This window comes from Pseudomonas sp. CLCA07, from assembly GCF_053615335.1.
In genome coordinates, this window is the sequence record NZ_CM132131.1 from 5,395,009 (window position 1) to 5,407,425 (window position 12,417).

The window sequence follows — 12,417 nt, forward strand, 5'->3', positions numbered from 1 at the left end:
TTCAGCAACGTTCCATCGTCAGTCCGCGGTTGCTCAACTCGGTGATCCTAAAATGTTCACCCGGTCGTGCATCCTGGTCGAACAGCGCTCGTGACAATGGGTTGAGCAGGCGTGCTTCTAACTGATTGCGGATGCCTCGGCCACCGTTGGACAGGTCCTGTAAGCAGAGACTTTGCAGGGTCTGTCGTGCCTGGGTTGTCAATTCGATGAAGAGGTCCTGTGCCTCTAGGTCGCTGAAAGTGGTGTTGACCATCTGCTCGAAGATCTGCACGGCGACGTCCTCACGAATAAAGTCGAAGACGATGATGTTCTCACCGATGCGGTTGAGAATCTCCGGACGGTTCAGCACTAGCTTGAAATGGCGGTCGATTTCACTGTGCACCTTGCTCTGGACCTGCTCGAAGGCTTCACCTGGTAGGACATTGGCGACCCGTTCGCCATTGTCGCCATGGCGGTAGATGCCCAGGTTGGAAGTGAACACGATCAGCGCTTCGGAGAAGTACACCCGATCCCCACGGCCGGAGGTGAGCACGCCGTCGTCGAGGATCTGCAGGAATTTATCAAGGATGCGCGGGTGGGCTTTTTCGATTTCATCGAAAAGCACCACACTGAACGGTTTCTCGCGGATTGCATTGGTCAGTTCACCGCCGACGTCATAACCCACGTAACCAGGCGGTGCCCCAATCAAGCGTTGATCTGCATGCTCGGCACTGAACTCCGACATGTCGAAGCGAATGTAGGCGCTTTCGTCTCCGAATAGTAGGCTGGTGATGGTTTTAGCCAGTTCGGTCTTGCCCACCCCGGTTGGGCCGGCGAGGAAGGCAACGCCCCGGGGGCGATTGCCCTTGCGAGTGGCACCGACGCCGGTCATCGCTCGTTTTACGATGTCGAGCATGTGAGTGACGGCGTGCTGCTGGCCTTTAATCCGCTGGTGGACAATGGCGTCAGCCTGGCGAATGCGCTGGCGGTCTATTTTTAGCCATGGATCTTCTGTCACGCCGATCTTGTAGCGGCGGATAGCATCGGCGATCTGCTCCATAACCACACCCTCGACCCGTGCCAGTTGCGCGATGGCACTGAGATCGAGCAACAGCAGCCCTTCGGTGTTCTGTACGAATGCATCCACAGCCTGGCGAGTGGCCTCTTCGCTGGCACTCTGGTTACCATTGAGCCCTTTGAGCAGGGCTGGTGCCAGTGCACGACGCGCCAGTTGGTCAGGTTTGGAAACCGGGATGTGGCGCATGCGGGGATTGTCGATCAGCAACCAATCGGGCAGATCACCTTCCTTTTCTACCAACCAGAGCAGGGTGTTGAAGAACGGTCTGCGCGACTCCGTGGCCGGTCGGCTGCGAGCCTGATGGGAAAGCACCAGAGCCTGGGTGAACATTTGATGTTCGGCAGCGCTAAGTGAGTCGTTGCGCACTACCAAGCGCGAGGCGAAGTCGATCAACAACGCGACAGGCTCGCCGGCACGGCCAATCAAGCGCGGTAGAGTGGCGCCGAGTAGGTCAATTCCTGCTGGCGCGATGCCGTCAACCGGGGTCAACCCGAGTTCCTGCATCAGTGTATGGCCGGCCCTCGGGTCCGTGCCAGGATTGCTGATCGCATGGAAGCCGGATACCGGGTCCCAGGCGAGTACATTGGCGTACCCTGCGTTGAGCAAGGCATTGCAGAGGGTCTGGTTGAAGCTCTGCGCGGTTACCGTGCCAGGCACCACTTCACTGGCCTGCAGGTCGCGGATGTTGCCTGACAGAACGAACTGGCTCTTCAGTGGCAAGAAACGCAGAAGGTCGCGAATCCAACGTGGGCTTTCAAACATCTTATTCCCTGACATATTTCAGCTCGTAACGTTGGTAGATACAGGCAGGGTATTGCCCAATGCAAGCATTTTCCAGTTCATCGCTACGAAAGGTCTGTCTGAAATAGTGATAAATGTGCTGGTCTTAGGTAAACGTCTGGTCAATGCCCCTTAAACGCTTGTTTCAAGCGTTTCCTAAAGCGAATTCAGCCTTCCGTCAGATACTCAACTGCTGTTAGGGGAGGTTTCGATAGAGAAAACTGTAGGGGCGTTGTATTGGGCGCGCAACTGGGAGCCCGCTCTGCAGTAATGGCCTGTCGGCGCATAGCAGCTCCGGCAAATCATCAGGTGGCCTATGTACAAATCACGGGCGTGGCGCCACTCAGTCGAAGTGGTGTAGGCGCACAACTGAACCGCTGCTGAAGTGTTGTCGAGGAAGGGTGGTGCGGGTGTAGCGACAACTATCCAATTAGGATGGCGCTGGATCAGTTGGGCAGCCAGGCAGGGGAAGATGGCGCGTTGCTCGTCCAAGTCGAGCGGGTCAATAAAGCCATGCACTAGCAGGTAATCCGGTGAGCAGCCCAACAGTTGGGCCACGTCCGACAGCCAGACTTGCCGCGCTGCCGCTGAATGGGTGGAAAAAAGGGATTCACTTTGGAATTTCGATTTTTGTGGTGGAACAGATGGAACAGCCATAACCTGCGCGGGTTTTAGCTGTTCCATCATGTTTCTGGGTGATGGAACGGATGGAACAGGTTCAAAGGTCAGGTGTTCGACCAGACCCAGTAGCCACCCCATATCAGACCTCACCAGGCCGCATCAGGCAGTGACAGGTGGTACAGATATGGGCTCCCCCCATCCATTCTCACCCGCTTCCAGCGTTCGTTCGGGTTATGCTCAGTGACCCAGCCTGCCTTCTCGACGGCATCCCATATGCGGTCAAAACTGTAGCCCGGTGAAGCCCGTTGCAGGCCTTCCGAGGTGAACATAAACACCTGTCGCTGCTCGTTACCTATCTGGTCAGCTTTCCTCCAGCCGGCGCGATCCCGGACGGGTAAGTCCCCATTGAACTTAGTCTGGGGTCCTTTATATTCTGCAAACATCGACTCGCCGTGCCGGGAGATGAAATTGCGCAGGTTGGCACGAATCCTCGCGTCCTCACCCTGGCCTTCCCCTCGATTGCTGCGCCAGGCATCGAATAGCGCCAGCATGGCGTCACGGGCAGTGCCCTCGGTAGCTGGTAGCAATCCCCACGTAATCGCCAATTCGCCCGCAAGGGCAAGGATAGCGAAGCGCTCTGCCGCTCGATTTTCCTGGCCAGTGCCAGTGGGGTATTGCTCGCACAGCATCTCCAGTGCAGCGGGCAGATCGTCGGTTTCGCCACTCTTTAGCATACGCTCGATAAAAGCTGGCCCGGCATGACCATAATGGGTCGCGCTGGTGCGCAGGAGGGCGTCGGTGAATTGCTGGCCGCTTGGTAATCCATGCAGATCATCCCAGGCGCCGAAATTGCGTTGAGCCGGTATATCCAAGAGGCGGATTTCCTGCCCGGCCCGGCTGCGCTTACCGCCTTCGGTCATGTAATCGGAGAGTCCCACTTCCCCCGATGAAAGCAACATAACTCGCCAGCGCCGGTGGGATCGTGCGGCTCCGCTGCGATTAGCCCTGGACTTTCCGGCACCATTAGCAATCTCGTAAACCACCGCGCCGATCTCACGCGGGTCAGCCTCGCCCATCTCGTCCAACGCTAGCAGCGTGTCGTTGTGCAGCGACGCAACCCCCTCCAGACCATTACTGGTGGCACGCCAGCTGCGCATGAACTGCTCACCATGACCCCAGACTGATGCACTGGCCTGGACTACGGCGGTTTTGCCAATCGAGCTATCACCGACTATATGAAGACCGCCGCCCTGGCGTTTCAGGTGATACAGCAAAGGCCCGGCAAAGGCGGCGCAGACGCCCAACATCAGCAGAGGGTTGCCGGTACAGCGTGCGCCAATCCCGGCTGTCCAGCCCTGCAAGGTTCCAGCCTGGCGAAAGTCATCTAGTCTCGCCGTCTCGTTTTGATAAAACGCATCACCCTTGCCAATATTCCGTTGGGGCATGATGAACAGCTCTGGCGATTGCCAGCCGGTGGCGGTGGCGGCAATGACCTTACGTTTGGGGTGTTGACTCTGAAGGTAGTGGTTCAATAACTTGAACGAGCCAGGGTCGATCTCTACCCCCATGTTCAGTAACTCGCCGCGCATGTCCTCGCCACTACCCTTGAGCAGGTGCATTGGCATTGCCCAGTAATGCCAATGACCTAGGGTATCGATAAAATGTAGCAGGCGCCCAAAGTCGGCTCCGTCATTGGAAGTGGTGGCCTCGACATAGACTGGCGAACAGATCCATTGATCGATCGGCGTTGCATCTGCTGAGCCTTTACTCTGGTGCAGGCCGTGAAAGTACACGCCGGGGCGCAACTCTTTGTCGTCGCTGATTCTGGTTTTCTTGGCATACACTGCAAAGCAGGGGCGTTGTATATCTGGAAGTTGGGCTTCTGGTACCAGCTCTGTTCCATTTGTTCCATCATGTTTTTGGGTGATGGAGCAGATAGACGTCCCGTTCTTGTTGGGTGTTCCATCTGTTCCATCTGTTCCATCATCTTTTTTAGCCGGTAAAGTGTTGGAAGCTTCTTCTTGGCTGGACTTGTCCCCATGCTTTTTTGATGGGGGCATCGGGGAAGTTCCGCCCTTGCAGACCTCGCCCTCATTTCCCCCACGTTTTTCATTAGCTGCATGGTTAAACGTCATGGTTGCGTCTCCAATTGTTGTTTCCGCCACTGCCGCAGGTCGTTGAAGTCTGTAAGGCTCGGGGGTTCAGTCCCCGCCCAGGGAGGGAACACAACCCCACAGTTCAGTTTCCGTGCAGCCTTGACGGCGTAAGCGCGTCCAGGGTTATCGGGGGACAAACGGTCATCATCGCCGGCAATAATCAGCACAGCATCGGGGTAGAGCCGGCGCAGGTGCTCACCTACGGCCAAGAGGTTGCCGCAGTTCATGGCACAGGCCACGGCGGCGCCCGTTTCTTCGTAAAGGGTGGCTCCGGTTGCCCAGCCTTCGCAGATGTACATCGGTTGGTCGGGTTTGGTGATGCCCAGAGGTGAATAGCAACTCGTGACCATGCCACCCGCAAGGTTCCGCTTGTCGCTGTTCGAAAAAATGCGTTGCAGGTTCACCAGTTGCCCTTCGTGGTAAAGCGGCACCAGCAACATTTGCCCGAGCTGGCGCAGGTCATGCGGTTGGCATCCCTTGGCGACCAGGTAAGGATGATTGGCATCGGCGGGAAAAGCATCCCGCCATAGTCGCAGAGCTTTTTCGGCAGCCTCTTGCTGGTTATTTTTAAGCTCTGCTTCGCGCTGTTGCTTGGCCTGCTCACTGCGCTGGCGCACCTGTTCGACTTCCAGTGGGCTGGCGGGCTGGCGGCTGCTCCAGTTGTGCCAGTTGCCCGCATCTTTCCAAGTGCCGTACCAACCCGAGGCGATGCCGTCAGGGAAAAGCTGGTAGGCGCCATTTTTGCTTCCGGGTCGGTCGCCGGGAGCGTGAAAACGATGAATTCTGCCGTCTGCGATGGGTAGGAACGCCAGCGGGCCAAAGGCGGCTTGCATTACGTCAAGGAAAGCGCGGATAGGGTCCATGAGATCTGCACCTTCGCTTATGGTGAGTCAAAAATGATGTGATAGCTTCTCATCCGTAAAGCCAATTCAAGGGCGGACTTCACGGTTTCAAAGAAGAAGGGCTCAGCAGCGGTGAAGGTGGGGAGGGAGTCCATCGCCTTGTAGTTATCGACGAACTGATGAAGCAGCTGAATATCGTTTTCATGCGCTACCTGTATCTCATCAGTGCGGCAAAGGACTTGATAGAGAAGTACGAGGCCACGGTACAGCTGGTTCAGGTCGTCGCCACAAAAAAGAATGGTGTTTAGGACGATAAAGACAGGCAAATCCGTCAGTGGCCCGGAGGGTTCAAACGCCAATTGATTGTGGGGGTTCAGAGTTGAAGTACTGATTGAGTTCATGGCTCAGCCCTCCAGGTGTTGTGCAATCCAGGTTTCAATTTCCCGCGAATCCCAGCCTACGGCCCTAACGCCGATGCGTTTGGCTTTGGGAAAGCGTCCCATTGCGATCAAGTTGTAGATATGAGCGCGGCCAAAGCCAACGGATGCCATAACTTCGGGCAGTCGCAGAATGCGGCGAGAGGGGAGAGTGATAGTTGCAGACATGGCCAGCTCCTTTTGCGCTTAGTAGCGCTTAGTGGGTCTGGCTATGTATTCAATACACATACTTGCTGCTTGGCACCGACATCAATTAGAGCTTAATTGATGTCGGTGCACTTGGTGGTGTAGCTATGTTTCAATCGAAAATTTTTCCATATGGCATCAACATTGATTGGATGCCTAATTTGTATCGTCGCTGCGAAGCTTCATCTTTCGAGGTGGCTGGCTGGGAAAAGGATGGGAATCCCCCGGAAGGACATTTGCAAGTACCTTCCAGGAAGACATCGGCTGGCCAACCATGAGGTGTAGAGACTTTCCTCTCTGTCTGTATCGCTCAATGGTGCGCGAGACAGCGGGATGCATGTTTTCAGCCATAGCCGTGGCTTGAGTATAGGTTTCCCCATCCTGCACTTTTGCTTCAACCTCTATAGCGGCAAAGTATGCCGGTTTTTGGCGCCAATCATTGGTTAGCAGTCGAGGGTGGCCAACGGGCTTCACTTTCAATAGATCATTCGCTAGCAGATCAGCGGCCTCCATTACCTCGGGGCTCATTGGCTCATTGGTTCGGAATGCCTTGTAAAGCTCCAAAAATATTTTGCGCTCAGACCTTTTCATCACAACGCTCCACATAATCGTCTTGATTAGTTTAGCAAACTGCTCGGAAGCGGGTGGAAGCCGGTGGATGAGGCGCCCTTTGTGGCGCGGTCAGGCATGTTTGATTGAAATTACATTTGCGGTATTTAGAATCGCCTCGATTCGCTCACCCAAAAGGCGCCACGCTTCGGCCTTTTCCTTTGCATAATCGTGGTGCAAGTAGTGCCTGCGTACCTTTGCCCCACCCAACAGGTGATTCTGGCAACGGTCGATAATATCCAAGCTGACGCCAAGCTCCTGCATCATCGTGGCGCCCGTGCGCCGGAGGTCGTGGGGTGTCCATTCGCCATTGGTGCCATTGCTCAATACCAGCGTGTTGTCATGGCGGCGTCCTGCGAGTGGCTTGCTGCGATTCTTGAACTGCACCTGCCGGTCGCCTACACGTTTGGAGATACTTTTGAGATCGACGTGGCCGGTATTGTTGGTTGCAGGGAAAAGATAGGATGTGGTGCCAGTGAGAGTGTGCAACTCCTTAAGCTTGCGCAAGGCGAAGGACGACAGAAAGATGTGGTGGTCCTGTCGCTTTCCGCGATGCCCTTTGGTGTTCTCTGCTGGAAGAAACCAAGTACCTTTGGCGAGATCGACGTGGTGCCATTCGGCCTTGAGTAGTTCGCCAATACGGCAGAGGGTGCTCAAGCATACCCATATTGCAAGCTGGGCTTTTTTCTCCAGGGAGCGGATGCCGGAATATTTTTGGCCAGCAGGCAGGGCATCATACTCATGCTCCATGCGTTCGAATATGTCACGCAGTTCGCGAATTTCATCCGGAGATAAGACGCGGTCGCGCTGTTCCTGATAATCGTGGTCCAGAAGCTTTTCCACTTCCACCAAGGCGGCGGGATTGCCGTCTATCATCAAGCCGCGCCAAGGCTTCCGCTTTTCTGCCCAACGCAGCATTTGTCCCATGTCATTGTTCAGTATGACGACTGCCCGGTTCAGGCCACGTGCTCGTAAAGTTCGTAGTACGTCTAGTAAGTCCTTCTCAGTCAAATCTCGCAGGGCCTTTTTGCCGATGGCGGGCATCACGTTCTTACCAAAGCTGCGCTTTAACTCTGCATTGCCGTCCTGTCGGGCGACACCATCCTTTATCCACTCTTCAAAGAGGTTGGCTACTGTCAAATTTTCGGTGGCCTTACGCTCGGCCTCAGCAATGACAGCTTCGTTGGCTGCCTGCTTTTTTATCCTGTCGGCCTTTTTCTCATCGGAGGGATTGATACCTTCGGCTACTTTCTGGCGTGCGCGGTCGCGTTCGGCCCGAATGTTGGCAATCCCGGTGTCAGGGAATGTCCCGCATTGATGCCACGCCACCTTGCCATTCCAGCGGAATGCGTATTTGAAGCGAATGCTGATAGAGCCGTCCGCTTTTACGCGTACCTCGCCAGATAGCCCTCCTCCATCACTGATGGTGTCGCCTTTCCAGTCAGCAGGGATAGCTTGCAGTTCTTTAACTTTCCACTCTCCGCCTTTGCCGGCTTTGGGGTATCTATTCATGTTCGTCTCAGGGGTAAACAAAGGGGTAAACAAAAACGCCGGCTTTCAGTAGGCGTTCGTGGATCTTAATAGACGTGAATTCTAGTCTGCAGCCCTTTGTTTATCCATATATAAGCTATCTTTTGACGTCTCCATTCGTCCATTGATGTTCATAAAATAATGGCATGGGGTGCTAGGGGTCGAGTGTTCGAATCACTCCGTCCCGACCATATTTTTCAATGACTTAGGCCAATGTTCACAGCATTGGCCTTTTTCATGTGCGTGAGATTTACGTGACTCCTCGGTTTTTCACGCTCGTTTCCTTTTTAAGATTGTTAACTTGCGGCTGCTAGTTTCCACGTCCTGCATGCGGATCAACGGTGCCGCCTCTCTGGCACAAGCTGAGGCGATCTCTCGCACCGAAAGCAGACCAGCTTGGAAGAGCTGTTCAATGCACCCACGAGGCATGTAAAGCCTGAGAACGTTCCCGTGCCGACCGACCGAGCCTCGCGCTCACCCGAGCCAAAATCATTGGCGATTGTGCGCAGCATCCGAGCCGTATATCGCCGCCTTCACGCCTGAGCTAAAGCACCTTGACGGTCAATCAACGCACCCTAAATGTATGATTGAGTAGTAATCACGTCGGTGAATCCGAATGCGTTTTGGATGTAACAAACTGCTCATCGGATTTTTAAGATGCTCACTTGATCTAGTGGCTAGTAGCCGCTATTCCTTAAGTCACTGACATGTGGGCATTGCAGGGAAAACCAATATGGCGAGATTCGTTGTTGTCCACTCGATTCCAAAGGAAACCGGATCAACCCGCAGTGGGGTACGCTTCTACTGCACGACGGCGCCTATAGATTTCGACATCTACGATATTGAAGGTAAGTGCAGGCTAAAAATCTGCTATCCGACACGAATTGAGGCCAATGCAGAATGCGAGCGGCTGAATTTGGAAATTCTTGAAAGCACGCTTGTTGAATACTCATGCGTTAACTAATCATGATATTCGACACCCAGAGCAGCAACGGCGTTGTCAGCGTGAACGCTGTTCATGCTCGGTGCTTGTTCCCGGTTCGATCACTGCTGTGCTAAAGCATCCACTTCATCAGGATATGAGAGGCGATCCAGGGTGAAGCCTCGGCTACGCACCATGCAATTGTTAGAGTGACAGACAAGTAAGCTGCAAAAAACTTGATCACTGCACGCGTTTCCATCGCCCTCATCCCCTTGATGCGATTCATTTCCGTTGGACGCAATTCAACGCTCTCGGTTCAATACCGGTCATCGTGGGAATTCGGGGCGTGCCTGATTCCATGCTTATCCGGTAAATGGCATCCGCTAAAGCGTCGCGAATTCGCAGAGGGGCACCTGCGTGGAATACAAGCGGGTAGGAGAGAGGGAGTCTGAAAACAAAAAGCCCGCACATGGCGGGCCTTCTGTATGGGGTCAAATCCTTTTGTTTGCTCAATCTGCGCTCCATTATGTGAGCGCTTCGTGAAAAGTATGTCGCAGGAACGAAAAAGCCCGGCGCAGTGGCCGGGCTCTTCATACACGTAGCCAAATCCTTTTGGCTGATCGCATTGTGCCGGGTGGATGTGACGACGGTGTGACAGGGTCAGAAATTGGGCATTTCGATCTGCGCCGCAGAACGAAACGACGTTGCCAGGTGCCTCTTCGGTAGATGCTGATCAGTCGGTGTTAAAACCAGCTGCGATCATCCTCCAGCTCTTCGCGGCACTGCTTGAGCTGCGAATCGTAGTTCTTTGACTGCTGCTCTACTTTGCGTGCCACCTGCATCAACCATGGTTTGCTGCGATAGGTACCACGACGAAAGCCGCCACGCCCTTCATGGTAAGCCAGGTACTGGTTGTAGGCGTCCCCTTTGGAGATTCCAAGCTGGCTGTGGGTGCCAGTGGTGTACCAGCCGATAAACATGATCGCGTCATCATAGTTGTCCCGCGAGCCGCCATTGCCGGTCATATCCTTGTACTCACCCCAGACAGGGTCTAGGGCTTGCGCATAACCATAGGCAGAACTGACTCGCCCCCAGGGAATCACCCCAAGCACGTAGTCACGGGGAGGCAATGCATCGGAGACGAAACTGCTCTCCTGCTTCATGATCGCCATCGCAACGTGTTGAGGCGTACCCCATTCTTTCTGCATCTCTAGCGAGTCTTCGTACCAGTCAGGGTACTCACGATAGATATTGCACAGATTATTTTGATCCTTTGGCGGCGCCGTCGTGCAGCCCGTCAAGATCGCAAACACTAGCAACAGCGCCCAAACTCGCCCTTGTTTCATCCATAGCCCTCAGAAAAATAAGGGCGTTAGTAGCCCTCCGCTTGCAGCACAGAACCTGTGTAAAACAGACCATTCGATGTCACGGCGCAATTGATAGGGCGCCAGCGAATGCCGACTGCTGGAATGGCAGATTTGCCAGTGGTGACGCGCGGCGCGACAGGGCAAGTCCGGCGAGGATGATGGTCTCAGGGTGTGCGTTGAGCGACCCGCATGGCCGCTCAATGCAAGTTGGCGTTAAAAGAGAATAAAAGCAGAGGCCGTTGTTTGATTCAGGTCGATGTCGCCGACCTCCAGTACTTCATATTCAGCGCGGATACCAATGTTGCGAAACACATCAAATTCAACACCGGCACCGTAGGTCAGATCCACCCCGGTGTCATCATCGCTGGCATTGCCGTCAGCATCCCAGGCATGAGCACCGACACTGCCGTAAAGGCGTATCCGGTCTCCAAGTGGAAAGCCGACATGGGCGCTGGCCTGGACAGATTTGCCATCGAAATCAAGATTCTTGTCCTCGAATTGGCCGAGATCAACGAAGGCGCCCTCGAAGGCCAGATAGCCGTTGAGACGATAGCCGGCAAAAACCTTATAGCTGGAGTCTTCATCGCTCAGACTGGATTTGTCGGTTTCAATGTTGCTTACGCCAGCTCCAAGATACAAACCTCTGTCATCCTCCGCGACTGCCTGAAAAGACAGCAACGAAAGCAGTGAAACGAAGCCAAGGTTTCGAAAAAACATGTGAGGTGGAATCCTTCTACAGATTGTCGATTGTGAGGTGTTCGCCAAGAATTTGAGTGATCGCGAAGACTGATAGAAGTCATTGATTTATATTTTTGAGTCACTTCAATCAGTGTGGGGACTGATGTTCGCTGGTAATTGAAAATACCGTCTTGCCAATGCACGAACAGGGAGCGCTTTGGAAAACAACCAGCCTTGCGCCAATAACACACCTTCTGAAGTCAAGTGCGGTAGTTGCTGTTGACTTCCCACGCCCTTGGCGACGACGTTGAGCTTTAGAGTCCTGGCGAGTTTGGCAATATGTCGCCACAGAGCATCCTTGGCAGCGATGGTGTCGTGGTTGATGAACGTAAGATCTATTTTCAGTATGTCGACAGGTACTGATTCGATGAGCGAGAGGCGGAAGTAGCCGGAGCCGACGTTATCAATGGCAATACGATGCCCGCGTGCTCGAAGTCTGTGCAACTGAGTCGCTGCACTTTTTTGGTCTAACAAGGTTTTTTCGGTAATTTCAAAGACGATGGCGGTGGCTGGCAAGTTGTACGCTGCCATGATGTTGGCCACAAAGTCTGGAAAGGTTGGATCGAGAATGTCTTGAGCGGAAAGATTGACTGTGATGTAGAAATCCTTACACGCCCAAAGATAGGTGCTGTAATCCTCCGCAACCCGGCGTATGACCGAGCGCGTAAGCTCGCAGATCAAGTCGGACTTCTCTGCCGCCGCGATGAATACGTCCGCCGGAATGATGGCTCCTTTAGAGCTCCAGCGAGACAGCGATTCGGCACCGACCAGGTTACCCGTCCGCAAATTAACTATAGGCTGGTAGTGAACATCCAGCTCATTCGCCCTTATGGCCTTGCGAAGCTGAATGGCGGTTGAGGTGTAATACCTTTCAATCTTCCGTGCACTGTAAAGCAATGCTCCCAGCATAAACGCGAGGGTAATGAATAACTTCCATCCGAGAGCCAGATGCTCAGCAAGACTCCCGGTACAAAACCATGCGACCGAGCCCGCAGCAGCCGTTAGGCATAAAGCTACCGTGTGCCTTCTAAGCCAAGCTTTATACCCCGTAATCATAAAAAACTCCGAAATACACGACTTCAACTTGGTGGGGGTGGCCTGAAGTGTTAAAAGTGCGCTTGTTAATAGTCAATCAACCAGGCCAGTGCTACACCACATAAGTAGGCGAGAAG

Annotated in this window: 11 protein-coding genes; all 11 read right to left on the reverse strand. The window is 54.1% G+C overall.

All coding sequences use genetic code 11. The annotated features are described in order from the left end of the window. Window position 1 precedes the first annotated feature (1 nt). On the reverse strand, window positions 2–1,834 hold the full coding sequence (locus ACWGZX_RS24790) for an AAA family ATPase (RefSeq protein ID WP_452625835.1): 1,833 nt from the start codon (window positions 1,832–1,834) through the stop codon (window positions 2–4). Between the two features lie 189 nt (window positions 1,835–2,023). Beyond that, entirely contained in the window at window positions 2,024–2,596 is a 573-nt protein-coding gene (locus ACWGZX_RS24795) for a hypothetical protein (protein WP_452625836.1), read from the reverse strand. Between the two features lie 8 nt (window positions 2,597–2,604). Next, window positions 2,605–4,593, reverse strand: coding sequence for a DUF927 domain-containing protein (locus tag ACWGZX_RS24800; RefSeq protein ID WP_452625837.1), 1,989 nt, complete (start codon window positions 4,591–4,593; stop codon window positions 2,605–2,607). Further along, window positions 4,590–5,477 (reverse strand): toprim domain-containing protein, encoded by an 888-nt coding sequence (locus tag ACWGZX_RS24805; RefSeq protein ID WP_452625838.1) that lies wholly within the window; start codon window positions 5,475–5,477, stop codon window positions 4,590–4,592. Before ACWGZX_RS24805 ends, ACWGZX_RS24800 begins: the two co-directional genes overlap by 4 nt. Before the next feature lie 17 nt (window positions 5,478–5,494). Next, on the reverse strand, window positions 5,495–5,857 hold the full coding sequence (locus tag ACWGZX_RS24810; RefSeq protein WP_452625839.1) for a hypothetical protein: 363 nt from the start codon (window positions 5,855–5,857) through the stop codon (window positions 5,495–5,497). Between the two features lie 3 nt (window positions 5,858–5,860). Then, the gene (locus tag ACWGZX_RS24815; protein ID WP_452625840.1) at window positions 5,861–6,061 is read right to left on the reverse strand and encodes an AlpA family transcriptional regulator; all 201 of its coding nucleotides are present in this window, start codon (window positions 6,059–6,061) and stop codon (window positions 5,861–5,863) included. 174 nt (window positions 6,062–6,235) lie between these two features. After that, the gene (locus ACWGZX_RS24820; protein ID WP_452625841.1) at window positions 6,236–6,670 is read right to left on the reverse strand and encodes a hypothetical protein; all 435 of its coding nucleotides are present in this window, start codon (window positions 6,668–6,670) and stop codon (window positions 6,236–6,238) included. A gap of 90 nt (window positions 6,671–6,760) precedes the next feature. Further along, window positions 6,761–8,200 (reverse strand): tyrosine-type recombinase/integrase, encoded by a 1,440-nt coding sequence (locus ACWGZX_RS24825; RefSeq protein ID WP_452625842.1) that lies wholly within the window; start codon window positions 8,198–8,200, stop codon window positions 6,761–6,763. A 1,683-nt stretch (window positions 8,201–9,883) separates the two neighbouring features. Continuing rightward, entirely contained in the window at window positions 9,884–10,486 is a 603-nt protein-coding gene (locus tag ACWGZX_RS24830) for a transglycosylase SLT domain-containing protein (protein WP_452625843.1), read from the reverse strand. 234 nt (window positions 10,487–10,720) lie between these two features. After that, window positions 10,721–11,224: an outer membrane beta-barrel protein gene (locus ACWGZX_RS24835; protein WP_223511563.1), complete on the reverse strand. Its 504-nt coding sequence runs from the start codon at window positions 11,222–11,224 to the stop codon at window positions 10,721–10,723. 105 nt (window positions 11,225–11,329) lie between these two features. Further along, window positions 11,330–12,301, reverse strand: coding sequence for an EAL domain-containing protein (locus tag ACWGZX_RS24840; RefSeq protein ID WP_452625844.1), 972 nt, complete (start codon window positions 12,299–12,301; stop codon window positions 11,330–11,332). Window positions 12,302–12,417: the final 116 nt, after the last annotated feature.

Coding starts and splice junctions, on each gene's coding strand:
- ACWGZX_RS24790 (WP_452625835.1), bottom strand. CDS start 1,834: ATGTCAGGGAATAAGATGTTTGAAAGCCCACGTTGGATTCGCGACCTT.
- ACWGZX_RS24795 (WP_452625836.1), bottom strand. CDS start 2,596: ATGGGGTGGCTACTGGGTCTGGTCGAACACCTGACCTTTGAACCTGTT.
- ACWGZX_RS24800 (WP_452625837.1), bottom strand. CDS start 4,593: ATGACGTTTAACCATGCAGCTAATGAAAAACGTGGGGGAAATGAGGGC.
- ACWGZX_RS24805 (WP_452625838.1), bottom strand. CDS start 5,477: ATGGACCCTATCCGCGCTTTCCTTGACGTAATGCAAGCCGCCTTTGGC.
- ACWGZX_RS24810 (WP_452625839.1), bottom strand. CDS start 5,857: ATGAACTCAATCAGTACTTCAACTCTGAACCCCCACAATCAATTGGCG.
- ACWGZX_RS24815 (WP_452625840.1), bottom strand. CDS start 6,061: ATGTCTGCAACTATCACTCTCCCCTCTCGCCGCATTCTGCGACTGCCC.
- ACWGZX_RS24820 (WP_452625841.1), bottom strand. CDS start 6,670: ATGAAAAGGTCTGAGCGCAAAATATTTTTGGAGCTTTACAAGGCATTC.
- ACWGZX_RS24825 (WP_452625842.1), bottom strand. CDS start 8,200: ATGAATAGATACCCCAAAGCCGGCAAAGGCGGAGAGTGGAAAGTTAAA.
- ACWGZX_RS24830 (WP_452625843.1), bottom strand. CDS start 10,486: ATGAAACAAGGGCGAGTTTGGGCGCTGTTGCTAGTGTTTGCGATCTTG.
- ACWGZX_RS24835 (WP_223511563.1), bottom strand. CDS start 11,224: ATGTTTTTTCGAAACCTTGGCTTCGTTTCACTGCTTTCGTTGCTGTCT.
- ACWGZX_RS24840 (WP_452625844.1), bottom strand. CDS start 12,301: ATGATTACGGGGTATAAAGCTTGGCTTAGAAGGCACACGGTAGCTTTA.